This window comes from Pseudomonas sp. SJZ103 (genome assembly GCF_007828335.1).
Classification (GTDB): domain Bacteria; phylum Pseudomonadota; class Gammaproteobacteria; order Pseudomonadales; family Pseudomonadaceae; genus Aquipseudomonas.
In genome coordinates this window covers 279,917-303,929 of sequence record NZ_VIUN01000005.1, presented here as the reverse complement: position 1 = coordinate 303,929, position 24,013 = coordinate 279,917, and the positions used below count along the sequence as shown (strand labels likewise).

20 protein-coding genes are annotated in these 24,013 nt (G+C 52.9%); 9 read left to right on the top strand and 11 right to left on the bottom strand.

Annotated features, from left to right (window positions below):
* Positions 1 to 346 precede the first annotated feature (346 nt).
* The gene (locus tag FBY10_RS14545) at positions 347 to 2,362 is read right to left on the bottom strand and encodes a PIN-like domain-containing protein (RefSeq protein WP_145336585.1); all 2,016 of its coding nucleotides are present in this window, start codon (positions 2,360 to 2,362) and stop codon (positions 347 to 349) included.
* A gap of 224 nt (positions 2,363 to 2,586) precedes the next feature.
* Here FBY10_RS14545 and FBY10_RS14540 point away from each other — a divergent pair, with 224 nt between their 5' ends.
* Positions 2,587 to 2,814 carry a hypothetical protein gene (locus tag FBY10_RS14540; protein WP_145336587.1) on the top strand — a complete coding sequence of 76 codons (228 nt, stop codon included), beginning with the start codon at positions 2,587 to 2,589 and terminating at the stop codon, positions 2,812 to 2,814.
* 310 nt (positions 2,815 to 3,124) lie between these two features.
* Here FBY10_RS14540 and FBY10_RS14535 read toward each other — a convergent pair whose 3' ends face one another.
* The 10 genes from FBY10_RS14535 to leuA all read right to left on the bottom strand — a co-directional run bounded on the left by FBY10_RS14535 (position 3,125) and on the right by leuA (position 17,143).
* Positions 3,125 to 4,960, bottom strand: a complete 1,836-nt coding sequence (locus FBY10_RS14535; RefSeq protein ID WP_145336589.1) for a DUF2357 domain-containing protein — start codon at positions 4,958 to 4,960, stop codon at positions 3,125 to 3,127.
* A gap of 6 nt (positions 4,961 to 4,966) precedes the next feature.
* Positions 4,967 to 6,616 (bottom strand): McrB family protein, encoded by a 1,650-nt coding sequence (locus FBY10_RS14530; protein WP_145336591.1) that lies wholly within the window; start codon positions 6,614 to 6,616, stop codon positions 4,967 to 4,969.
* A gap of 15 nt (positions 6,617 to 6,631) precedes the next feature.
* The gene (locus tag FBY10_RS14525; protein ID WP_145336593.1) at positions 6,632 to 7,789 is read right to left on the bottom strand and encodes a DNA cytosine methyltransferase; all 1,158 of its coding nucleotides are present in this window, start codon (positions 7,787 to 7,789) and stop codon (positions 6,632 to 6,634) included.
* Positions 7,790 to 7,793: 4 nt separating this feature from the next.
* Positions 7,794 to 9,095: a DNA cytosine methyltransferase gene (locus tag FBY10_RS14520; protein WP_145336595.1), complete on the bottom strand. Its 1,302-nt coding sequence runs from the start codon at positions 9,093 to 9,095 to the stop codon at positions 7,794 to 7,796.
* 15 nt (positions 9,096 to 9,110) lie between these two features.
* On the bottom strand, positions 9,111 to 9,308 hold the full coding sequence (locus FBY10_RS14515; RefSeq protein ID WP_145336597.1) for a hypothetical protein: 198 nt from the start codon (positions 9,306 to 9,308) through the stop codon (positions 9,111 to 9,113).
* A gap of 983 nt (positions 9,309 to 10,291) precedes the next feature.
* The gene (locus FBY10_RS14510) at positions 10,292 to 11,836 is read right to left on the bottom strand and encodes an MDR family MFS transporter (protein WP_131699371.1); all 1,545 of its coding nucleotides are present in this window, start codon (positions 11,834 to 11,836) and stop codon (positions 10,292 to 10,294) included.
* A complete protein-coding gene (locus FBY10_RS14505; RefSeq protein WP_145336599.1) occupies positions 11,829 to 13,001 on the bottom strand; it encodes an HlyD family secretion protein in 1,173 nt (390 codons plus the stop codon). The genes FBY10_RS14510 and FBY10_RS14505 overlap by 8 nt, the downstream gene beginning before the upstream one ends.
* Positions 12,998 to 14,494 (bottom strand): efflux transporter outer membrane subunit, encoded by a 1,497-nt coding sequence (locus FBY10_RS14500; protein ID WP_145336601.1) that lies wholly within the window; start codon positions 14,492 to 14,494, stop codon positions 12,998 to 13,000. The genes FBY10_RS14505 and FBY10_RS14500 overlap by 4 nt, the downstream gene beginning before the upstream one ends.
* 212 nt (positions 14,495 to 14,706) lie before the next feature.
* Positions 14,707 to 15,447 (bottom strand): helix-turn-helix domain-containing protein, encoded by a 741-nt coding sequence (locus tag FBY10_RS14495; protein ID WP_145336603.1) that lies wholly within the window; start codon positions 15,445 to 15,447, stop codon positions 14,707 to 14,709.
* 1 nt (position 15,448) lies between these two features.
* Positions 15,449 to 17,143, bottom strand: a complete 1,695-nt coding sequence (gene leuA / locus FBY10_RS14490; protein WP_145336605.1) for a 2-isopropylmalate synthase — start codon at positions 17,141 to 17,143, stop codon at positions 15,449 to 15,451.
* A gap of 298 nt (positions 17,144 to 17,441) precedes the next feature.
* Here leuA and FBY10_RS14485 point away from each other — a divergent pair, with 298 nt between their 5' ends.
* The 8 genes from FBY10_RS14485 to FBY10_RS14450 all read left to right on the top strand — a co-directional run bounded on the left by FBY10_RS14485 (position 17,442) and on the right by FBY10_RS14450 (position 23,994).
* On the top strand, positions 17,442 to 17,735 hold the full coding sequence (locus FBY10_RS14485) for an AMP-binding protein (RefSeq protein ID WP_131699366.1): 294 nt from the start codon (positions 17,442 to 17,444) through the stop codon (positions 17,733 to 17,735).
* Between the two features lie 54 nt (positions 17,736 to 17,789).
* Positions 17,790 to 18,113 (top strand): hypothetical protein, encoded by a 324-nt coding sequence (locus tag FBY10_RS14480; RefSeq protein ID WP_131699365.1) that lies wholly within the window; start codon positions 17,790 to 17,792, stop codon positions 18,111 to 18,113.
* The gene (locus tag FBY10_RS14475; protein ID WP_057711097.1) at positions 18,100 to 18,570 is read left to right on the top strand and encodes a YbaK/EbsC family protein; all 471 of its coding nucleotides are present in this window, start codon (positions 18,100 to 18,102) and stop codon (positions 18,568 to 18,570) included. Before FBY10_RS14480 ends, FBY10_RS14475 begins: the two co-directional genes overlap by 14 nt.
* A gap of 162 nt (positions 18,571 to 18,732) precedes the next feature.
* Positions 18,733 to 18,906, top strand: coding sequence for an acyl-CoA dehydrogenase family protein (locus FBY10_RS31775; protein WP_256663463.1), 174 nt, complete (start codon positions 18,733 to 18,735; stop codon positions 18,904 to 18,906).
* Between the two features lie 166 nt (positions 18,907 to 19,072).
* Complete coding sequence (locus tag FBY10_RS14465) at positions 19,073 to 20,212, top strand: ATP-binding protein (protein ID WP_256663464.1); 1,140 nt, start codon at positions 19,073 to 19,075, stop codon at positions 20,210 to 20,212.
* Positions 20,151 to 21,458 (top strand): hypothetical protein, encoded by a 1,308-nt coding sequence (locus FBY10_RS14460; protein WP_131699362.1) that lies wholly within the window; start codon positions 20,151 to 20,153, stop codon positions 21,456 to 21,458. Before FBY10_RS14465 ends, FBY10_RS14460 begins: the two co-directional genes overlap by 62 nt.
* Positions 21,455 to 23,329 (top strand): hypothetical protein, encoded by a 1,875-nt coding sequence (locus FBY10_RS14455; RefSeq protein ID WP_131699361.1) that lies wholly within the window; start codon positions 21,455 to 21,457, stop codon positions 23,327 to 23,329. Before FBY10_RS14460 ends, FBY10_RS14455 begins: the two co-directional genes overlap by 4 nt.
* 8 nt (positions 23,330 to 23,337) lie before the next feature.
* Positions 23,338 to 23,994, top strand: coding sequence for an OmpA family protein (locus tag FBY10_RS14450; protein ID WP_074847689.1), 657 nt, complete (start codon positions 23,338 to 23,340; stop codon positions 23,992 to 23,994).
* Positions 23,995 to 24,013 lie beyond the last annotated feature (19 nt).

Sequence of the window (24,013 nt, the reverse complement as noted above, 5' to 3'; positions counted from 1 at the left end):
ATGCAGGGTGCGAGGGGGTCCCCGGTTCTGAAACCTATCAAAAAGAATGCTGCAATTGCGACGGAACGGGGCGAGTTGCAGCTTAGTGATTGAGATCTTCGACGCATAGAAGCCCGCCTCGGCGGGCTTTTTGCTGCATTAGCTGTCAGCGCTGATTAAAAACAACTCACTGGGGTTAGTTTTCGGTCAGAGGCAGCAATAGTTGCCACAGAAAGCAGTTAACGTAGCTATAGATATCGTAGGTCTAGAGCTGGAGCTGAGCAACAGCAGCGAGATACTCTAATCGCTGCCGATGACTTGCCTAGTTCATAACGAAAGCCGACGGATGAGCCAATACAGCCGAGAATCAGTCGTGGGCTATATCCGCGCCATCTGCGCCAAGCACGATGCCGGGTCTAAACCAGCGATCCTCGGGGAGGACGAATCGAACGTTGGCATCGACTTCCGGGTCCAGCACCAAGGTGAGCGCCCAGCGAGGAATCGACAGGCTGGTGGAGATGTCTTCCAGAATATCTGTACTACTATAGGACATCCTGTAGCGAGTCGACCACTGGTCCTCATCTGGTGGCGCATCCACAAGAATTTGGCGTCCGTCCAGGGTGATAGATCTTAATTGTCTTCGTTTACCGGTGTCGAGAACGTCTTCAGTTTCAACCGGTTCCGACTGAACGACCACTGTACGCTGTTGATCGTCACCTGGGGAGAAGAAGAGGTGCGCACCAGCGAGCTCCAGCTTCGATCTGATAAACGCACGTACATCCGGATAGTCAGCTTTGGCGAGTAGAGATAACGGTTTAGCTAGGTAACCAGCTTTTGGCGAATCGCGCAGCGCGCCTTTGCTATCGAAATAAATTTCGAAAACTATACCTGCTAAGACGTATTTCGAGATGGGTTCAGGGAACCGCTTAAGGCGAGTATCTAAGTTAGATATAAAATCCATAGCCTTCTGTGCGTTTCCACATGCGGCCTGATAGATATTGCGACCTAAAACAAACCAAGAAGTGGGGGGAAAGTCTTCGTGAACGATCGCTCTTAGCTTTTCTATAGCGGGGTTCTGAATATACCAATTATGAGATTGGAGAGAACTGATTATGTCGTTGAGCTCACCTGGAGCATCCGCCTGATAGGTTGAATCTCGGTATCCTTCCAACTGGATGGCCGCTGCTATCTCGTCCCCAGGATCAGGGGCCGCATGGACGGGTGGGTCTGCCTGGACAGGCTGCTCTGGAACAACATCAGGCACCCCGTTGGCTGCGTCGACCCCATGATCATCGGCTGCATGCTCCGCTAGAGGGTCAACTTCAGGTACCGCTTCGGGAGCTAATGCCGGAGCCGGTGGAGACTCTATTTCCAGCTCTGCATTCGGTTCTTCCAGCACGGACGTGTTAATTTCAGCCGCTAGCCCTTCGCTTGCCACCAATTCGATCTGGATCGCAGCGGCGAGCTGGGCAACAGTCGTAGGGTCAGTTTTGGATAGACCCTGCACCAGGGTAGATAGGGTGCAAATCGAGACATGCGGATGGCCGATCTCCTGCTTGAATTCAGAAACCAGACGTGGATCGATAACCTTCAAATTAGGATTATTGTTTGGAACCGGTTTTAGGCCGGTGCGCGTCATATCAAGTCGTTTTGCCGGCACATATACCCAGTCCGATTTCTCATCATTAGTCAAAAAAAGTACGTGAGCAAAGTCGTCTTTTCGCACCAAGCTATATTCAAGAATCTCAAACCAAATAATCAAATCGCCTAAGCGATTTTCAGGTTTCGCTTCATCCCGAAAGCCAGGAGGTAACCGATGCTCAATCCGTGAAGGACCTTCTTTGGCCGCTCGGTCGCAGAGTTCGGCAATGGGCGATTCAAGCACAGCAGGGCCCAGATGCTCCTCAATTTCAGCGTGGATTTTGTCCGGATCAAATTGGTGCTTAAATGCCTGGGTGTATTGCTTGAGGCCGTCTATGGCTTCCCGAAAGCCCGCTAAATATTCGGTTCGGGTGCCAGGATAGGTGGTTGATCTGAGTACTGCGTCATCTACGAACAGTGAGGCCGTATCGAGCATAGCCTCAAGCGCCTTCCTTGGCTGATCGTCTCCCTTACTTTTTGGGGTGTACGTGTGAAGCAGGTTTTCTCTAACCCTTGCTAGATATTCACCTGCGCACCACGCTGGTAGATAGAGGCGCTGCTCGCTAATCGCCACCACCGCCCAGTCAAAAAATTCTTGCCTCGCAGCGGAGTGGAGCTTGAACAGGTATGACAAGATGTTGGTATCTATGAATATCAGGGTGTCTTTCGCTTTGGCCAGATTTGCAAGATCTGTGAGAAATTCGTCCTTGGTTTTCTTTAGAAGATTGAGCCCGAGCAGCATAGCTGATTCCTTGGCATATTCATGTCAGCCAGAGCTTAAACCCACTCCCTACTCATATCCATAGAGAATCGCTGCAAAACCTCACCTTAAAGGTAAGACCCCATAGCATACCGACTACGATAGCGCTTTTGAAAAAGTGGACTACACTTAAATCGGCTCACGTAACCAAGGCTTGTATCTCAGCCCAAGCCTAGGTCCACTTCGCTACCTTTTTGGAGGCAGTAATGAGTAAAAATCCGGACATTTTCGTATTCACCCGCGAAGGGCTTCACCAGCGTGATATGCAGGTGGCCGCCAAGGTTCACCAAGCTACCGTTCTTCGTACCTTGCGTAAGGCGGCAAGTATGAACTCTGGCCAGTTAATACAGGCCTGTAGCAATGGCGGGAGAAGCCTGTACTGGGAGCCTTCCCAGCTGGAAAAGGTCGTGAATGCCATTGATTTTGACGACTAAGCCCGACCTCGTATTCGGTCATGTCTCACCTCCAAGCGAGACATGATTTGATACTTGACGATATTCATAATCGTACTGCTCAACGTTTTGTTTCAGATTTATAAAAAACTCCCCCTATTTCCATGACTTCACGAGCTGACAAGCTAGACACACTGTAATCCAAGGAGGCTCCTAACAGTTTAATACAAAATATCAATCAGTACTCAACCGAAGTAATTTTTTCAAAATTGAAAACAGAGAAGTCGGGGCACCCGAACTCCAACTCATTGTACTTTACCCTAGCCTCCAAACTAAATAACCCCGAAAGAAATCAACGATATATCTTCGATGTATAAACAGCAACATCGAGTCTAGAAGTAGATTTTGTGAGGTGCGAAAGTAAATCTTCAAAAAAACAGATAAGATATTTTGAGTCCATTCCCGGACGCATTACAAACGCACCTACACCAGGCAACAGTTCATGATAACCCTGCAAGTTATAATTATGTGAGCCTGGATATAAAACATACGCACCAAAACTTCTTTTTATAGCATCTCTATACGCGTGCATCTTGAGAAGATCGTCGCGCTTATACGTTTTCCGATTCGAATCATCTTTTATCTCATTTAAATACTCACTTTCAATAGGATCTTCAGAATCAAAAGCGTCTCGACTAAATATTTTGTCATACGCATCTACACGATACTTGGCATCAAAATGAAGTCTAACCATTTTACCGTTAGCTTCAGATTCGTTTTCGCTTTCGTTTGCAGGCCAAAAACTCAAAGAGTAATCTGGCCTCATCGCCCTACTCCAGGAACCTGACATAGTAGGTGAGTCTGTAAAGGGAAAACTACGATTATAATCAAACCGTACAGACAAAGATTCCACCCCGAACACAACAGAGCCTTTAAACGATATATTTCTCCCCTGCTTTAGCCTGAGAGATAATTTATCCTTACTTATCTCAAAGACATTTAGTAGGATCTCGTCCCCAAACGAACAGAATTTTTTAAGAAGAGATACCAATTCAAAAAAAACCCAATACTCGTACAAAAGAGCGACATTTTTTTGTCCCGCATGAAAAACTTCCATACCGGAAGACCAAGAAAGCTTCATTGCAAGATCAAATCGAAGCCATACATTTAAAATCTCTCGATACCCCTCTCGACGCTGTAATACTTGGCTAGAGAAAGGAATACTAGACATCTTAGAAACCCTTGCAAACAATCGTTCACCCAAAACAGCCTCTAGCTGCTTTATAAGAGTCTTAATATCAATAGAAATTCGCGCATATTGCTTACCAGCCAAACTTGAAATGCTTTTTTCTATAGAAGATAAATAATTCAAAAAACTTTCTAAAACAAACTTAACAAACTGATTTTCTGGAGTATCTTGCGATAAAATACCCGAAGAACAAGTCAAAGAGTCAGGTAGCGAATTAACATACTCTTTGACAGGATGACTCTCCGACACACCGGTTCGCCTAACTGCTGACGCTATTTCTCGCAAACTTTTTGACGTAGGCTTAAAACCCTGGCGTATATTTCGAAAAACGCTTTCTTTCCTTAAAACCTCATTAGGTCTTGAAACAATAAAAGACAAAGCATCTTTAAAACGCTTTGAGGCCAAAGTCCCTTTCAGAAAAAGTATCTTTTGATAACAACCACTACTTGAATAATCATCTACATGTTTTTGCTTAAATGTAGTAGGAGACTTAATATCAAATAAAAGCTCTATTGAGTGATTAGCGATTGACTCAGCCATCTCTCGAAAATCATCTCTATATCCAATTTTTTTAGACCTGACTTCCAATGCGACAGTGGAAAGTAAATGTCCGTCAGGAGAAACCAACTCCAACTCTAGTCGCCCAACATAACTCCCGGTATCAATTACTCCACACCCAATCAATTCTGGAATTTGGCTAGCTTTTAAGCCTACAGTACCGCACGCTGTTCTGATTGTACAATTGGGCATGCACGATGAAAGCTTATATTCATATTGAGTAGCTTCGTAAATTTGAACCGGCTCTTCAAAATACTGCTCCGCATCTATCGAATCAACTTCAACAATACCTTTACTAAAATTTGAAGGCGCAAAGATGCTTATATGCGCCAGAACCGACCCAGAAAAATTTTTAAATTCAAGAACCGCGCTATTTGCCATGAATTTTCACTCAAGAAAACTAGTAAATCCATCTCTCAATCGATCCTGCATCCGAGAAACTTTTTCTCCAGATAATTTCAAACCTGAAGCATTACAAAGCTCTTCAAGAGCATCAAGCACAGGTCGCAGGCGCCTCTCAGAACCATGCAGCTTCGGCATCAATTTTTGAACCATCTGGGCATCAAATGAATCCTTTACCTTCCACCCATTGCCCACTAGTTGAGCATGGAAATATGTAAACCGTATAACTTCAATGGCGGTACGGAATCCGAACTCTGCTCCAATTGGCTTTAACAATCGAAACCCCTGCAGCAGCATTTCTGTAATTTCCTGTTGGACGATTGAACCATCAGCAATATCACTGGGTAAATTTATTAAATCTATATCTGCTCTTTTAGCAGACTCTACAATGGCTGACTGATATTGCATGCCAAGCCCTACAATAGATTGCACATCTATTCTAGACGGCGCATTAAGAAAACCTTTTAAATCAGACTCCTCAACTGTAAACTCAATTACATTTGCTCGATCTAGGACCTTTGGCGAAAACATATAGGTTGTTTCATCAACATTAACCGTCCCAATAATGAACAAATTTTTGGGAAGTTCAATAGTTGGAGGAACTCCATCAATCGCATCTTCAGCAGTATGCAAATTAATTTCACAGTCAGACTCCATAGCAGATAGAAAGTCTGAAAAATATCGTTCAACATGAGACAAATTCATCTCATCGAGAATTAAAAAATAAGGTCTGGAAGGATCTTCTTCTGCCTTAATGACAATATCGAGGATTCCGGAAACTGGTTTAACAAACCGATTGGGATCAAGTGCATCTCTATACCCAAAAACACTTTCAGTACCATTCCAATCTGCACCAACTGATACAACTTTAAGCTGCTCATCAAACTCCTTGATCCACTCAGCAAAAGCTATTGCCAGTTTAGTTTTACCACTCCCAGAGAGGCCCGCCAAAATGACAAAGCGCTTCACTAATAAAGAAGCGACGAAACGAGACAAAACCCCTTCCGGGACCTTCATCCCCGCGTTACTTAGCGCACTTGAGCATTGGGTTATCAAAGTTGTATCTAGAACAGCGGACACCGCCTGGCTGACTGGGCTGGGTGCTGACAATGAAACAATACCTGCTACCACGCCAGGAGCTGCTATTTTATTGATCAGCTGACTATTGGGATTAAAATCCGGGATATTATCTTTAATCTTTTCGACAAAAGTACAGTTTTGTGAATACAAAAAAACCAAGGGAACGACAGTATCTTCGTCATCAATCTGAATAAACCCCAGCACCCCATCAAAGATGGTACCTCGCTCCTCTCCGCTGACAAACTTCCTAACAGTAGTAGTAAAGCTAGATCTCGCCGCCTCTATAGTTTCATCCCGAGTTTTCCCCTCAGACGAAATATTAATGAATGCGACGCCTAAGGGTGTATGTTGATTGCGTTGATTCCCTTGTGCCAACCTAGTATCTAGGTTACTAATGCGCTTTTTTGCACCTGTTATATAAATACCTTCAGGCTCTAAGTCGAGCATATCAGCAAGAAAATCTCTAATCCCTAGATACTTAGAAGTACTAGTATTGGATATGCTGTTATAACTCTCTATAAGCTCTGAAAAAAGCGCATTAATTTTTGCAAGCATAATAGTCCCTTTAAATTACAAAAAAGTATTAGAGTGTTTTTGAAGCGACGCTAAAAACGCTTCTGAATAAACCACATTCGTACATCTTCTTGCACGTTCCAAAAAACCTTCCGTGGCCCGTCTTGACAGTGGTTTTAAATCAAACTTTAAGAAAGAGGACAATTTTAGCGCCTCGCTCCGGCTAGCCCACTTACTTACGTCTGCCGAGTAAACACCATCCGCATTTCCAAACGCAGCATTTGGCCATGCTTTCTTTCGATCTAGAGGTGCAGATCGAACCTCTACGGCTTCATGCTTGATAATATTTCCGCCTACCCACTCGGAGACTTTTGTAGAAACTGCGTTGCCTATCAGGCGCCACCTAAAACTCGCCCTACCTTCAGTTCCATGCGCAGAAAAATCAGTCCACCCTTCAGGAAACCCCTGCAATCTTTCTGCATCTTTTATATCTAGGGTCCCTACATAATCTTCAGATGGAAACCATACTGCGGGGGGAGAAGCAATACCAAGAGTGCTACCGCACTTTATAGGGGGCACCCCCTCTCGAACCCAACCTACTCCCCGTAATCCTTCTGTCCAATAAAACCCAAATGCGTCCGCCCCTTCGATAACTGATGGTTTGCCATCCATATCAGGTTCAGGGTAATTATCGGCAAACAGAACATTCCAGGGTTTGGCACTCTTAGAGGCCAAAAGAACTACTCGGGCGCGACGCTGAGGAAGTCCAAAGCACCTGGCATCTACAACCCGATAAGCCCAACTGTAACCCAGCCTCGCCAACTCAGACGTAACAAAGTTCATTGCTTGACCGCGATTCAACCGAAGCATGTAGGGTACATTTTCGATTAAAATCCACTCAGGCCTGTCTTTTAGCGGCCGCTTCTCAATTAAAGAAAAAAGTGTAGTAACTAGCCCAGACTTTGCTCCAGAAATACCTTTCTTCCCCCCCGCCTGACTTAAGTCCTGACACGGAAACCCTGCGGTAACAATATCCGCATCCGGCAAATTTTCCAACGAGAGAATATCGTCATGGACCTCAGCATCAGGAAAGTTTTTTCTGAGTACACTCCTCGCTAAAGGGTCTATCTCGCAAAACAAGCTTGTTTCAAAACCGTGCTTTGCCAGGCCAACCTCAATGCCCCCGATACCAGAAAATAAACTTACAGCCTTCATTTGGTTACCTTAACTGATGGAGAGCAAGCACATATGCAAGTTTAGACGGTACTGCATTGCCGATAAGCAACTGTAATTGCCTCCGTCCAAAATCCCCAAATTCAAAAAAATCTGGAAAAAATTGAATCCTTGCTGCCTCATGAGGAGTCAAGGTTCTTTCTTTAAGTGGATGAACAAATCTTCCCTGCCCTACCGAACCGAATCCGGTAGTGATTGTTTGGGACGGTTTATTCCAATGCATTCGCCCATACACGGATGTATACGAGTGCTTTTTATCTCTATGGCAAGACGGGCGCTCTGAATTGGGTAAGTCGTAGAGGCCATGCTCAAAAAGAAACTTAATTCTTCGTTTATTTTCTTGAGAGTGAACTGCTGAAGTGTCAAAAATATCTGTCTCGGTAGCACCCAACAAATCAGTTATCGCCCAAGCAACATCCCTAGACTGACTTTCATGGGACATATCTAACGTCGAAAGATTACTTTCTCCATCAAGAACAGCAACTAAGAAAAATCGCTTTCTAGCTTGAGGCACACCGAATTTCTCGGCCCTCATCAAGGTTTCATCTAAGCTATAACCTAATGCACTTAATGCCTTTTTTGCATCTAGCAACGATCCTAAACGATCATGTTTTATGCCAGGAACATTCTCTATAACTAAGAACTTTGGACGAAATAATTCCGCAAATCTTGCAACCCTAAGAACCAGCTGATTCTTCGGATCATCTCTACGCGTATGATTGTTAAGATCTGAATGCCCTTGACATGGGGGTCCTGCAAAAACAAAATCAATTTTTCCAATTTTATCGATCAATGCTTTTTCTGCGCTAGTCACTTTAGCGCCAAAATCCCCATCAATATAGCTTTCAATTGGAAGGCTTGAGGAAAAAGAGGGAGAAATATTTTGCTCATATACCGACAAAGCCGCCTCATTAATATCTGAGGCAAATACAAACTCCACTTCAGTTTCTAGCGCTCTCGCAGCTTCCCTCAAACCGACAGAAAGTCCTCCACAACCGCAAAATAAGTCAGCAGCTCGAATCGTTTTATTATTGCTGGAATTTCTAGTAACGGGCTTTGACTTCGACTGAAGCCACGCCAAGTCATACGAATCAGCTAAATTTTCTGAAACGACCAACCCCGAGGGTAAAGATATATCAGAAACCCTCTCCTCACCTGAGCGCAGACTCACAGTTCTCCGAATGATCGACTGCTCTTTGATCAATTCAAACCGCTCAAATCCTCCGCTAGTAGGAAACGGAATTCCGCTCAAATGTAACTGGTGGTTCTCTATGACCTCGAAAAGCACTCTACGCCCCCCTGCTCAACGCAGATCTTTCTCATGTTTTTTGCTGTGAGACAACTCAAGTGTGAATTGACCTCCCGTTTCAATATAAATTGCCGCTTGAGAAAGAAACCAATCCTTCAGCGTCATACCATTCTTCGCTAATAGCGAATACAGCTCTCGTTTAATCGCAGGGTCTAGCTCGATGACTACTCGCCCACTCTGACCTACTGACATACCTACCTTCTTGCTAACCTAGCTGCACGTTATGTATGTAATGTAACATGGCGTGCTTCTATCAGATAGCTACTCAAAATTCGAAATGGCACCTTTTTTTGCTCAAGCTCCTATAGAGGCACTCGGTTCTCTTTGGTGACCCAAGCGCCATCTCATCACAGGGAGGTGCAGGCAAGGGTTAAGGACAACGAAAGTAACCGTACGAGCTTGAGATACTTCCAAACGCACTGTATCAATATACAGCTTTACGGCATACAGCCGATGGTCGCCTATGAAGACTCCCAGCACAGCTTGGCAGACACGGGTCAATGGATGCTTACCAATATGACGCCCTTGGCGCTCGCATTGTAGAAACGCAATTCAGTAAACTCGTCTTGGGTGATCTGCCCCCCACCCTAGATTGCCTAGAGAAAAAATCTTCAACCTGCTTGCGCAGAATTTATCCGTAGACTGGATATTTGGTCGATTTTTAAGGCACGAATTTTAAAGATGGGGGGACATGACTAACCTCCCCTAGGAGGCCTAGTAAATGCTAGGGATTCCTGAAAAATAACGCAGCCCACTTACCGAGTGAACGTAAGGTTTAAATGGCGAGAGCTGGATGGAATATAGACGCACCACTGAAGCTTAAAGGGATATCTGCTTTGATCGGATCCCCTCGGACCAGGTGGAATCTCATCGGCCTGGCCGATCACACCTCAGAGCCTTGCAAATGGACTGAGTATTCCAAAGAGTATTCCAATCAAGAAATAAAAATAATTAAATCTATAAAAAACAATAGCTTATGTACCGAGTTCAGATTACCCCGGCTCATCTAAGGACGTCCACGGACGTCTTTTTTGTGCCTGAAATCCAGCAAATACAAGGGATTTAGGACTACAAAGGTTCAATCAATCTATGAAGAGGCCATGCGCCTTTTTACCACTCAAGTTCCCTCTTGCTCACTGACAAAGGCCCGCTCATTGCTGGCGGGCATAATCTGGTCAATTCTTCGCTTGTTGACGTAATGCCAACGCCGCCACACCACACAAGATCAACGCGATACAAGACACGTAGAACGCATCGCTGTATGCCATCAAGTACGCCTCACGCCGCACGGTATGGATCAGGCCCTCCAGAACCTGCTGTTGGGCAGGTAACAGTTGGTTGAAGATAAAATCTTCGCTGCCGGCCATGCTGGCGCGCAGGCGCTCCTGCAAGGACGGAGAAAACAGGGTGACCGACTCCCCCACTCGCTCGGAGTGAAAGCGCTCGCGCATGGCGACGATCTGCGTCAACCCTGCGGTGCCTACCGCCCCGCCAAGGTTGCGCAGCATGGAGAACAAGGCGGAAGCGGAACCGGCTTCATCTTTTGCCAGGCCGGACACCGCTAGCACCGAAAGCGCCACCATGATCAGTGGTTGTCCGATGCCGCGTACCACCGTGGAAGGAATGATCACGTTGGCGGCACTGTCGACATCCAGGTGCGCGCCGAGGTAGCACCCCAGGGCCATGATGAAAAAGCCGCTGGCGACCATCAGTTTCGGGTTGAGCCACTTCATCAGGCGTGGCATGAACGGGGCCAGCACCAATTGCACCATGCCGTAGGCGATCAGGCTGATGCCGATTTCCCGGGCGTTGTAGCCCTGCAACTGTGAGAGGTAATTGGGCACCAGGAACACCAGGCCGAAGGTAGCCCCGCCGAAAATGAACATTGCCGCACTGGCCACTCCGAAGTTGTAGCTCTTGAGCAGGCGCAGGTTAATGAAGGAACGGCTGCCGTACAGCTGCGACAACACGAAGTACACCAGGGCAATGCCGGCGATCAGGGACATCCACACAATGAAATCGGAGCCGAACCAGTCCTTGCGCCCACCTTCTTCCAATACGATCTGCAAGCCGCCCAGGCCGACGATCATGGCCAGGATACCGCCCCAATCGCCGCGTTTGAGCAGGCTCAATTGCATGGGTTTGGCATCGATGGACCACGCCACCGCGAGCAACAAAAGAATACCGGGGGCCAGTTGCAGGTAGAAAATCCAGCGCCAGGAATAGGCATCCGTCAGCCAGCCGCCGATGGACGGCCCGGCGGCCTGGGCAACGCTGTTGGACAGGGCGAACAAGGCCATGCCCATCGCAATCTTGCTGGGCGGCAGCTCGGTGATGATCAGTTGGAATGACAGGGGGATCAGCACCGCGCCAGCAGCGCCCTGGATCACCCGGATGATGATCATCACTTCCAGGTTGGGCGCCCAGGAACAGGCAATGGACGCTACCAGGAATACAAACGAACCCACCAGCATCACCCGGCGCAGGGAGAACACCTGGACCAGCCATGCCGTCAGCGGAATCATCACGATTTCCGCGACCAGGTACGCGGTGGAGATCCACGAGCCTTCCTCGAAGGTCGCCCCCAGGGAGCCTTCGATTTCCGGCAGCGCGGCGCTGGTCACATGCACGTTCATGCCGGCCATGAAACAGCCGAACAGCCCGCCGATCACTGCTACCCAGGCGCGAAAGGAGACGCTCTTTTCAGCGACTTCAGTCATGTGCCGCGCCCTGGTGGGCTGGCCGGGTATCAACGGTGGTGATCACCGACATGCCCGGCAGGATAGGCCCGCCCTCGTCATGCTCATCAATGACGATTTTCACCGGGAAGCGCTGCACGATCTTGGTGAAGTTGCCGGTGGCGTTATCCGATGGCAACAGCGCGAACACGGCCCCGGAACCCGGCGAGAAACTCACCACATGGCCCTTGAGCTTGCGCCCCGAGTAGCTGTCGACGCTGATATCCACTGCTTGGCCGGCGCGCATGTCGCGCAACTGGGTTTCCTTGTAGTTGGCCACCACATAGGCTTGGTGCAAGGGCACCACTGCCAGCAGCGGCAAACCGGGTGCAACGTATTGGCGAGTGCGCACTTTGCGCTGCCCCACGACCCCGTCGATGGGCGAGCGGATCAAGGTGTCTTCCAGCGCATGAGACGCCAGGCTCAACTGCGCCTCGGCCTGACTGCGCCGGGCAATCTGTTGTTGGAGCGAGGCTTCGGCCAGCTGGCGCCGGGTAATGGCGACGGTCAACCTGGTTTCCTGTTGACGCTGCATGGCCTTGGCGATTTCCACTGCGGCGTTGGCCTGGGTATAGCTGGCAGCCGCCGTTTCCAGACGCTGGGCACTGGCGGCGTGTTCGCGCACCAGGCCCTGGTAGCGGCGCTGGTCAAGGCTCGCGCGGCGCAACTCGGCCGCCACGCTGCGGGTGTGGGCCTCAGCCTGGTTTACCCCGGCCTTTTGCTGAGCGATCAGGCTGTCGGTCACTTGCAGGTTGGCCTGTTGGGCCGCGACCGAGGCCTGGGTTTCCGCCAATTGCGCACGCGCCTGCGCCAGCCGCGCCTGGTAATCGCGGTCCTCGATGCGCACCAGCACATCCCCGGCCTTGACGGGCTGGTCATCCTCCACCAGCACCTGAGCCACATACCCGGAGACTTTTGGGCTGATGGGAATCCAGTCGGCACGCACATAGGCATCATCGGTCTGTTCCAGGTAACGTCCAACCGTCATCCAATACACCCCGAACGCCACCGCCGCGATCGACAGCACAACGCCTCCCAGCAGGATAAGGTTGCGTTTGCGGCGTTGCTTGCGCGCATGCATGAGCTGCTCGACCACCTTCTCCTGCTCGTCCTGGACAGCGATTTTTTCATCGACAGCGATATTCATGGCTGGGTACCGGAAAAATTGACGGAAGTGCGGCTGAGGGCAGCGGTTGCGGGGGCAGAAGACTGCCAACCGCCGCCAAGCGCGCGAAACAGGCTGATCTGGCGCTGCAATAGCTGACCATCGGCATCGGCGAGCGTGGCCTGCAGGCGGATCAGCTCACGCTCGCTATCCAGCACGTCGAGAAAGTCGATAGACCCGGCGTCGTAATTGAACTGGGCCAACTTGTAGGCTTGACGACTGCTGTCCAGGGCCTGGCTTAACGCGGCGTGGCGCCGGCGTTCGCCGTCGTATAGCGCGAGAGCCTGGCGTACCTCCTTGAGGGCCTTGAGTACACTGGCCTCGAATTGCGCCACTTCCACCCGCTCCAACGCCCTGGCCTGGTTGACACGCGCGCGATTGGCACGCCAGTTGGGGAATTGCCAGGTAATCAGCGGGCCGACGCCAAACATCACCGCGCTACTGTCTCCCAGCTCATGGGGTTTGTTGGCGGATGAGGACACTGAAGCGCCAAAGGTCACCTTCGGATACAGGTCGGCCTGGACGATATCCACTTGCAGCGTGGCCGCTTGTAGCGCTCGCTCGGCCTGACGGATATCGGGGCGGCGCGCCAGTAATTGCCAGCCATCGCCCACCGGCAGCTCGGCATTAAGTTGCGGCACGACCTCACGGGTCGCCGCGCTAGTGCCTTGTTCCAGGTCGGCCACGCCGGTCAGCATCGCCAGCTCGTACAGGGCAGCTTGCTGGCGTGCTTCCAACATCGGCAGCAGTGCCAGGGTTTCACCCTGCAACGCTTGCATACGGGTGTATTCGAGATCCGTCACCACGCCGGCCTGGCGCTGCCGATCGGTCAATGCCAGGCTGTGCCCGACCACTTCCAGCGAATGGCGCTGCACCTTGGCACGTGCCCCCAGGGCGCAGGCATTGACATAGGCGCGGGTGGTTTGCGCCACCACCGTGATGCGCAATAAGTCTTCGGCGTCCTGCGCCGCGGCCGCCTGGACCTGAGCTCGCTCGATACTGCGCTGGACCTGGCCCCAGACATCCACTTGATAAGCCAGCTCGAAGCCTGGGTTGAACGCCCACTGGGACGGCGCATGGCTATCGGTGGCTTTGGCCAGGGTCTGATCATCGGCTGTCTTGCCGTACTCGGCGCCCAGTGACGCCTGGGTCGACGGCCAGCGCTCGGCATCGGCCTGCATGATCCCGGCCAACATCGCCTGCACATGGGACTGGGCTGCGGCCAGGTCGCGGTTATGCATCAATGCCTGCTGCACCAGCGCATCGAGTTTCGGATCGTTATACAACTGCCACCAATGGTTGGGTAACGCTTGGGCCGAAACACCCTGCGGCAGACGGCTCAGGACATTGATGCGTTCCGGGTGTGCCTGTGCGGGTGTATGGGCGACCCAGGAGGAACAACCCGCCAGCAAGACGACCGCCACAGTCAGGAGCGAAAGACGACCATGCCGTGCATATAAAAAAGGCGAACCCATCGAAAAAACCCAGAATGCCAAGTAGAAGCGCAGGTTAAGAGAGCACCGGGCCGCACATCTCCCGAGTTCCAGACAACCATCGTTTCGATTTGGACAATGTGCCTGTAGACCGCCTTATCGCAGGCGTCCACGGGCCGGGCACGCGCAAAGACATGGCCCTGCCTGGAGGCGGGGCCATGTACGCTTGGGGGTCGCGCGCTCGCCGGGGCGTATCAGACCAGGCGGCAGTTGCTCGGGGTGTAGCCCATTGTGCGCTTGAACATTGCAGTAAACGCACTTGGGCTCTGGTAGCCGTGCTCCAATGCCACTTCCAGGATCGATACGCCGCAGGCCAGCCGTTGCATGCTGAGTAGCAGCCGAGTGCGCTTGCGCCACTCCCCGTAACTCATGCCCAACTCTTTCTGGAACAGCCGCGCCAGGGTGCGCGAACTCATATTGAGTTGCACCGCCCAACTCTCCAGTTTCGACTCCTGTGACGGGTTGTCGATAAAGTCGGCACACAGCGACTTAAGCCTTGGCTCATCAGGGATCGGCACATGCGCCGGCACCCTCTGCGCAATGTCGAGTTCAGAGAAAATCAGATCGACAATCTGCACATGGCGCAACAGGGCGGGTTCAGTGTCATGTTCATCGGCCGCGGCGATGATCAACTCCCGCAGCAACGGCGAAACCTTGAGAACGTGGCATTCCTCCGTCAACGCCCGGTGTGCGCCCGGCGAGATCAACAGGGTGCGCATGCGCACCTCGCCGGTCATGCGGATTTGGTGCTCCGCCCCCGAAGGGACCCAGAGCGCATGCCCGGAAGGCACCACCCAAGTGGTCCCGACGACCGATACCAGCATCACACCGTTAATTGCATAAACCAGTTGACCTTCTTCATGCCGATGCGAAGCCACTATGTCGCCATGACCATAGTTACCAGCGAGCGCCGCCAATGCGGTGTGCGCCATCATCTCAGGAAGGCACCGCGATGCTCGCCACGCTGAGCAGGCCCAGGCGCGATGCGCGGTTGACAGCACTGGTCACCGCGTTGAGGGAAGCCAGCAAGCTGCTACCGTCGCGGGCGGCACCGAACAGCAACTGGTTGCCCACGCGGATTTCCACATAGGCCAGTGCTTCAGCCTGGGCCCCGTCACGGGTGGCATGCTCGTGGTAATCAGCGATATCGAAGTGAATGCCGCGCTGGGCAAAGGCATCGACCAGCGCCGCCAGTGGGCCGTTACCCTCGCCGCTCAGGTCGATGTGCTGCGCGCCGTGTTCAAGGGCGGCCTCCAGATAGGTCACATCCCCCTCGCTGACCAGTTTTGGCATCCGCAGCGCGTAAGGCTTGCCCTGTTCCAGGTAATGCCGGGTAAAGCAGGCAAGGATCATCTCCCCGCTGATTTCCTGGCCGGAGCCATCCGCTTCCTGTTGGACCAGGCTGCTGAATTCCATCTGCAAGCGACGCGGCATCACGATGCCATGCTGCTCCAGCAAATACGCCACGCCACCTTTGCCCGACTGACTGTTGACGCGGATCACCGCTTCATAGCTGCGGCCCATATCGGCGGGGTCGATTGGCAGATACGGTACTTCCCATATCCCGTTCGGGTTGGCCTGGCGTGCCGCAAAGCCTTTCTTGATCGCGTCCTGGTGCGAACCGGAGAAGGCCGTAAACACCAACTCACCGGCGTATGGGTGGCGAGGATGGGTCGGCAACTGATTGCAGAACTCCACCTCACGCTGGACATGAATGATGTCCGAGAAATCCAGCCGAGGATCAATGCCACTGGTGTAGAGGTTCATCGCCAGCGTCAGGATATCCACATTGCCGGTTCGCTCACCGTTACCGAACAACGTGCCCTCGACACGCTCAGCGCCTGCCAGACATGCCTGCTCCGCCGTAGCAACGCCGGTGCCACGGTCGTTATGGGGATGGACGCTGATGACCACGCTGTCACGGCAGCTGAAATGCCGACAGAACCATTCGATCTGGTCGGCGAACACATTTGCGGTGGAGACTTCCACCGTTGTCGGCAGGTTCAGGATCATTTTGTTGGACGGGGTCGGCCCGAACGCGTCCGTCACCGCCTCACAAATCTCCAGCGCAAACTCCAGCTCGGTGAAGCAAAAGGTTTCCGGGGAATACTGGAATGTCCATTGCGTACCGGGATTGTTGTCCATGTGGCGCTTGATCTCGCGCGTCGCTTGGGTGGCAATCTCGATACAGCCGGCACGATCCACACCAAAGACAACATCGCGGAACACCGGCGCGGTGGCGTTGTATACATGCACAATCGCCCGTGGAGCGCCCTTCAGTGCCTCGAAGGTGCGCTCGATCAGATGACTGCGCGCCTGCGTCATCACTTGAATCGTGACATCGTCAGGAATCGAGCCGCTGTCGATCAGCTCACGCACATAGTCAAAATCGGTCTGGGAAGCGGCGGGAAAACCCACCTCAATTTCCTTAAAGCCCACCTTGACCAGCAAATCAAAAAAACGGCGTTTGCGCTCGGCATTCATCGGTTCAATCAAGGCTTGGTTACCGTCGCGCATATCAACGCTGCACCAAGTGGGAGCTAGCGCCTGCACGTTGCCGGGCCATTGGCGGTCGGGCAGGTCCACGGTATTAAAATGGCGATATTTGCTGGACGGATCCTTGAGCATCATGACGGTTTCTCCTTTTTTCGACAGTTACGACAGTGGGCAGCCGACGCGGCCGTTCACCCTCGCTCGCTAGAACAAACACTAAACGAAACAGACGAAAACCAATTGCTAACCCCCTCAAAAAAACCACAAAACAAAGCATAAAAAACCAGAAATTATAATTTTATTGGTGATTTACCTCATAAAGACAAAATTTAATGCAACCAAAGCACACCAATAAAGCCCCGACAAAAAGGGCCGATACACCCTCTCTCAGCCTCTGTAAGGGCGCTCGCCAGGGCGCCGAAGGTGTTCCAACGCCGTGCTAAGGACCTGCTATGGCCCGACAGAGAGCACAACGTTCGCGACGTACTATCCGCTCTGCGAACTGCGCGACGAGGATACCGCCCTCCCCATCGGCTTCCCGATCCAGAACACCCGCGTCTACCTGATTGACCAGGGTCGCCTTTGCGAACAGGGGCAAAGCGGCGAGGTCTGTCTCGCCGGACCCGGCCTTTCGCCAGGCTACCTCGGACTGCCAGACGTCAACCGCGAGCGCTTCTTTGAATGCCTGATCGGCGAACACCAGGAACGGCTCTATCGCACCGGGGACTGAGGCTACTTCCGCGGAGACTGTGCGATAGTGTTCCAAGGACGTATTGATGACTAGGTGAAGATCAACGGCTTTCGAATCGAGTTGGGGGAAATTGCCTACCATCTCAACCGCCATCCGCAGGTGCGACAAAGCGTCATTACCGTTACTGAATCACCGCAGGACGAGAAGTCGCTGGTCGCCTTCGTGATCGCCGTCGACCCCTCATGTTGCCCGGAGCAACTGCGTCTTAGCCTGGCTACGCAGCTGCCGGCCTACATGGTTCCACGCAACATCCAACTCTGCGAAATCCTACCGCTGTCCGCCACCGGCAAGATCGATCATCGGCGACTGCTATCTACGCTTCATCCATTGGGAGAACCCGCTTATGACAATCAGTAAACGCGCTCAGCAATTCCAGGACACCCTTCACGAGCGCGGCCTCGACCTGACCGTTCAGGAGTTGCCGGACTCGACCCGCACTGCCGACGATGCCGCCCAAGCGCTGGGATGCGAAAAGGCCCAAATCGTCAAGTCGCTGATTTTTCGCACCCGCGACAATATCCCGGTGCTGGTACTGGCAAGCGGGCCGAACCGAGTGAACGAAAAGACCATTTCGCGGCTGGTCGGCGACAAGATTTTCAAGGCAGATGCTGACTTCGTCAAAGAGGTGACCGGCTTCACCATCGGTGGCGTTCCGCCTCTCGGACATAAGCAAGAGCTGAAGCTGTTCGTCGATGAAGACCTGCTGACGTTCGACGAAATTTGGGCCGCAGCCGGTACCCCTAACGCAGTATTCAGAATTCCTGGCTGTCTGACAGACATCATCTCGGCACACCAAGTGATCTCGGTGAAATAAAAGCGAACCGATCATGCCCAGCCCCTACCTGAGCGGCGGCCATCGCGAATTTGCCCTACAGGTGCGCCAGATCCTGCAGAGTCAGCTCTTACCGATAGCAGAGGCTGCCGAAGCACGTGGACATCTCTGCGAAAACGCCTGGCAGAGCAAGGCCTGCTCGGCTTGCCACAGCGTGGCGAAGGCTTCCTAGAAAGCGCTGTGTTCCTTGAAGAGCTAGGCGCTCTGGGCTATGCCGGGATCCGTGCGTCGGTTGGGGTCCATGCCTATATGGCCAGCGCCTACCTGGAGTTGTTCGGGAGCGAAGAACAAGTCCAGGCCCACCACTTCATCATCTAAAGACGTCCACGGACGTCTTTTTTTGTGCCTGAAATCCAGTGAAACTCAAACGCTCCCCCCTCCTATTTTTAAATCCCCCTTACCTCCAAGAAATCTGCCCCCTCCATACCCTCCCCCCTCTCCCAGTGGCCTTGCTAAAGCTTACCCCCCTCACGCCGATAACGGAGTGCAACCCTATCTCTCACACACGGACGTGTCTCTTGCCCATAGCCAAGCGCCCTTCCCCACACTTCAGCTCTCACGCACAGCTGGTTGCGACGCATTATGTCGCTCGCTTGTTCGACACGTCTTCCACGTCTGGAACACCTATCCGCCCCCAATCTTCTTGATCGATCAAAGGCTCGAACCTATGTCAGCGAATGATTATCTGCGCAACAAGATACGTCCCAGCTTTCTTGAAGGCCTGGATGCCGAGCCGGCGCCTGCTACGCCCGCTAAGGCGGAATTTCGGTGTGTCGAACCGCGCTTTACGCTGGAGCGTGATGTTGTGATGTCCGCCGAGCTCAAGCAGCAGTTGGCGGAGGCTGTTGCAAAGATCGAGCACTACCGCACGATTTATATCGAGTGGGGTTTCGCCGCCGCAGACCCGGCCGGCAAGGGTACGATCCTCAATTTCTATGGTCCTCCCGGCACAGGGAAAACCCTCACCGCCGAGGCTTTTGCCGGCAGTCTGGGCAAGAAGATCATGCTGGTGAGCATCGCCGACCTGGAAAGCAAATTCATGGGCGATACCGCCAAGAACATCGCAAGCGTGTTCCGCAGTGCCCAGGCCGAAGACGCGGTGTTGTTTTTTGATGAAGCGGACACCTTGCTGGGCAAGCGTTTGTCCTCTGTCACCCAAGGTATCGATAACGAAGTGAACGCCATGCGCTCGACCTTGCTGATTGAGTTGGAGCGGCATGAAGGAGTGGTCATCTTTGCGACTAACTTTGCGAAAAATTACGACGCAGCCTTCGTCAGCCGTATCTCTCAACACGTTGGTTTCGAACTTCCGGGCGAGCCGGAGCGACAGGCTATCTGGGCGAAGCTGCTGGTACCCGGTATTCCGCTGGCTGACGCGCGGGAGACGCTACTGAGTTCAGCGACAAAACTGTCGGCGGGGCTGTCAGGACGCGAAATGCGTACCTGCATGCGCTTGGCGCTGGCCAAGGCAGTCCGTATCCCGGATCAGCCTGCGCTGGCACAAGCACATTTACAGGACGCCATCGAACAGGTCGCCAGTGCCATGGCACAGATGCAGGCACATGGCGGCAAAACCAACACACCAACATTGGAAGCAGCCCGCACGTTATTGGGCGTGCGCTGAGGAGCGAATCATGGGTCTATGGAACTGGGTCAAATCAACCGCGTCCTCTATTTACGAAACGGTGAAGGAGAAGGCCGTTGCTACGGTCAATTGGCTGGCGGACAAGGCGGAGACGTTTATCGGCGATGTGAAGAACATCTGGCAATCGGTAAAGCCTTATCTGGCGCATGCACGTGTTGCCCTGACGACGCTGGCGAACCTCGCGCCATGGCCCATCGTCAAACGGATGGCGCTGGGCCTGGAGAAGGTTCTGGGCTTCCTCGAAAATATTGAAAGCCATCCGTTGATGGCCAAGCTCAAACAAGCCATCGACTGGGTCATAAAATCCGCCAGGAATGTCCGGGAGAAGGTGCTGAACGATATGGAGATCAAAGAAGCCGAAGCCCGTGCGCAAGTATTCAAGGAGGGCGCCCAGCAGGTCCCCGCTGCCGAACGCGGCGTACTGAAAATCGCCGAACTCATCAACGCTTACATATTGACCAAGGCCAAGATCCAGCGTGTGGTCAACAGCGAGCAGTTTGCTGACTTCAACCACTACCTGCGTGTGCGTGCCGCCCAAAAGCTGCTGAATTTCTACGAAAGGCGCATGACATCCATCGAAAACCTGACAGACGTCGATGCCGACATGATCGCGCTGATGGACATCTCTACCAGTTTGCTCGATGAGACACCGACCCTCACCCTCGAACAAACTCAAACCCTCAACGAACTCACCACCCTGCACTTCGGCAAGCCCGTCGTGCCGTTCGTCTTCGAGGAGATGACCCTCGCATGGGGCGCAGATCTGCGCCGCCTTGAGGTCCAGTGGCAAAAACTCAACCGGGACCTGGCCCGTGACAAGGTGCTGGCCAAACGGATGTCCATGGCCAGCCGCACCGAAGCATTGAGCGCCGAAGAACAAGTCGTGCTCAACGACCTTGAGCGCAATTTGAGTCGAGACACCCAGCGGCTTGAAAACCTCGACGTCAGCATTCGAGAAAAACGCTACTACGTATACGCGTCGGAAGGCTTTCTCCAGTTGCTGGAAAAAGATGAGCAACAGTTGATTGCCGACGACCAGGAATATCTGCTCGACCGCAGCGAGGAAGTCGGTTCACTGATCGCTCGCTGCGCTCAACAAAACTTGAAGTGGGCCTCCCTGAGCGAGAGTGAGCAAGCCCTGCTGATCGACTTCGGTAACATTTTCGAAAATGACTGCCTTGCTCGGACCGAAGCCGCTCTCCAGGAAGTTGAGGTAGGCGTGTGAACAACGAATTAGTGAGTTTTTTGCTGCCTCGGCTTGAACCCTTGCAGATGTTCTTCTTCCTGTTCATTACCGGTGCAACCCTCCTGACGGGATTGATGGTGGCTCTGCGAGCGAACGCACACCATTGGGAAAAGAAGTGGCAAGGGGGCAAGTTGGGCGCCTCGGGGCTGCGCGCGGATCATGGGTCGATCCACGACCTGAGTGAAGCCGTCTCGACCACTGCCGAGAAAATCGCCGGCATCATGCCCGGGATGCTCTTGGTGGTCGGCTTGCTGGGCACCTTCCTCGGCCTGGGCATGGCACTCGATCACGCATCGACTATTTTGCAGAAAAGCGGCAATGCTTCTGTGGGCGCCATGGGCGGCGCGATGCAGGACATGACCGCGATGATGCAAGGGTTGGGGACCAAGTTCAAAACCTCCACCTGGGGCATCATGGCCTTCATTTTATTGAAGGTATGGGACTTGCTCCTGGGCTATGAGGGCCGCCGCTTGGCTTGGTGCATCACGCAGGTCAAGACACAAATGTCGGCCTCTGAGCAACAACGCGAAAGCGCCCGCGCCACTCACGACGCCTTCCTTCAAAACTGCATATCCAGTGCGGCCAAGTACATGACCGGCGCGCTCGGCAAACAGGCCGACACCTTCAATGAACTGATGCAGCAACAGGCCAATCGACGCCACGGCACTGACGCCGAACAACGGCAGTTATTGCAAACCGGCTTCGACAGCGTCAGTACCCACATCAGTGGTCTGGCGAACGGCATCAGCGCCTTACTGCAAAGTGAGAGCAACAGCCAGCAGATCGCCCGGGAAGGGCAGGCAATCGTCCGCGAAGCCGCAGACACCGCTCAACGCACCGAACAGGCCCTGGACGCTTTGGCCGACAGCAACAAGCAACATCTGCAAACTGGCTTTGCGGGCCTAGACACCCGTATTGCCAGTGTCACCGAGGGCATCGGTACGTTGCTGCAACGCCACACCGAGAGTCTGCAGGTGCATCGCGACACGCAAGGCGTTCTCAGCCAGATAGCCACTTCAGGCAACCGTACTGAACAGGCGATGACCGCGTTCACCGACAACAGCCGCGACAACCTGCAAGCCCTACAAACCGCAGGTGAAACGATGGGGGACGCGGCCGCCAAGGTGGGCCAGTCCGCTGCTGAACTGCAAGTCGTGGTGAGTGCCTTGAAGGGTCAGATGGCAGAGGTCATGAATGGCGTCAAAGCTGATTTGAACAGCACGCTGGCCACCATGAATAAGGACTTCAGCGACAACCTGCACGGCATGGGCGCGCAACTGGAAAGCGCCACCACAAAACTGGGCGACGTGATGGAAGCCGTCAAGACTGACCTGGGTTCGAACATCAAGACCATGAACCACGACTTCGGCACCAATCTGGTCAACATGACCACCAGCCTGGGACAGGCGACCGGGAATATTTCCAAGGCTATCGACAGCATGTCCGGCACCGTCAGCCAGGCCATGGAAGAAGTCGCCACCAACATGCAGAAAACTGCCATCGCGCAGGAAAAGACCACGCGGGAGTTCGAGATGGTCAGTGAGAACCTGAATACGAACATCCTGGCGATCCAGGGCGTGGTGGAGAAACTGTCCAAGGACATTCTAAGCGGCCTTAAAGCCGTATCCGAAAGCGGCCAGCGCATGGTCTCGCTGGATCAACGTTACGGCAAAGTCTCGGAAATGCTGATCAAAGTCCCCGAGTCCCTCGACGCTCTGGCGAGCGTTGTCACGCGCCCACCCGTTGACCTGCAACCCCTGCTGCAATCCGTGAATCAATTGACGGGGGTTGCCAACAACATCAATAAATCAGTCACGGCCCGAAAAGCCGTGAAAGCCGTGAAAGCCTGAGCACCCTCATGAAAGAGAAACCAAGCGAGTGGGTATCCATCTCTGACCTGATGGCTGGCGTAATGGCAGTGGTGATGCTGCTACTGGTGATGTCGGTATTGCAGAATCAATTTGCCGAACTCAAGCGCCAGGAAGAGCAAAACCAAGCGGGGGTGACTGAGCAGGAAAAGGTCACCGGTCTATTGCAGGAGATGAAAGCCGCCCTGGACGCACAGGGCGACTCCGGGTTGGTTTCGTTCGACCTCGCCGGTAACAAGATGACCCTGGGGGACAAGATGTTCGCCCGAGGCAGCGCGTGCCTGACGGATGAGGCCAAGCGCGAACTTCGCCTCGTCAGCCCACGCATCGCCACCTTCTTTGGCAGTTCGGGTGACGCCCAGATACTGGTGGAGGGGCATACCGACAATACACAGGTGGCACGCCCGGTGACTGACTTCGTTAAGTTCTGCACGGTCTACGACGACAACTTCACACTGTCTGCCGCAAGGGCCAGAGAGGCACGCAAGTTGATCATCGAACTCCTTGAACCAGGACAGGCCAAGCGCGTCATCGTTGCCGGCTACGGGGATTCACAGCCGCTGCCAGAACTTGATCCGGCGGACGAACACAACCGGCGCGTAGAAGTGCAGTTTGTGAATCGCCGGGATTCGAACAAGCGCATTTGAATCGGCCGCCGCGCCGCTG

Bases quoted from the DNA above. Each gene is read 5' to 3' on its own strand.
- FBY10_RS14525 (WP_145336593.1), bottom strand. From the start codon at position 7,789: ATGAAGGCTGTAAGTTTATTTTCTGGTATCGGGGGCATTGAGGTTGGC.
- FBY10_RS14535 (WP_145336589.1), bottom strand. From the start codon at position 4,960: ATGGCAAATAGCGCGGTTCTTGAATTTAAAAATTTTTCTGGGTCGGTT.
- leuA (WP_145336605.1), bottom strand. From the start codon at position 17,143: ATGATGCTCAAGGATCCGTCCAGCAAATATCGCCATTTTAATACCGTG.
- FBY10_RS14540 (WP_145336587.1), top strand. From the start codon at position 2,587: ATGAGTAAAAATCCGGACATTTTCGTATTCACCCGCGAAGGGCTTCAC.
- FBY10_RS14500 (WP_145336601.1), bottom strand. From the start codon at position 14,494: ATGGGTTCGCCTTTTTTATATGCACGGCATGGTCGTCTTTCGCTCCTG.
- FBY10_RS14450 (WP_074847689.1), top strand. From the start codon at position 23,338: ATGAAAGAGAAACCAAGCGAGTGGGTATCCATCTCTGACCTGATGGCT.
- FBY10_RS14515 (WP_145336597.1), bottom strand. From the start codon at position 9,308: ATGTCAGTAGGTCAGAGTGGGCGAGTAGTCATCGAGCTAGACCCTGCG.
- FBY10_RS14545 (WP_145336585.1), bottom strand. From the start codon at position 2,362: ATGCTGCTCGGGCTCAATCTTCTAAAGAAAACCAAGGACGAATTTCTC.
- FBY10_RS14475 (WP_057711097.1), top strand. From the start codon at position 18,100: ATGACAATCAGTAAACGCGCTCAGCAATTCCAGGACACCCTTCACGAG.
- FBY10_RS14505 (WP_145336599.1), bottom strand. From the start codon at position 13,001: ATGAATATCGCTGTCGATGAAAAAATCGCTGTCCAGGACGAGCAGGAG.
- FBY10_RS14495 (WP_145336603.1), bottom strand. From the start codon at position 15,447: ATGATGGCGCACACCGCATTGGCGGCGCTCGCTGGTAACTATGGTCAT.
- FBY10_RS14510 (WP_131699371.1), bottom strand. From the start codon at position 11,836: ATGACTGAAGTCGCTGAAAAGAGCGTCTCCTTTCGCGCCTGGGTAGCA.
- FBY10_RS14460 (WP_131699362.1), top strand. From the start codon at position 20,151: ATGGCGGCAAAACCAACACACCAACATTGGAAGCAGCCCGCACGTTAT.
- FBY10_RS14530 (WP_145336591.1), bottom strand. From the start codon at position 6,616: ATGCTTGCAAAAATTAATGCGCTTTTTTCAGAGCTTATAGAGAGTTAT.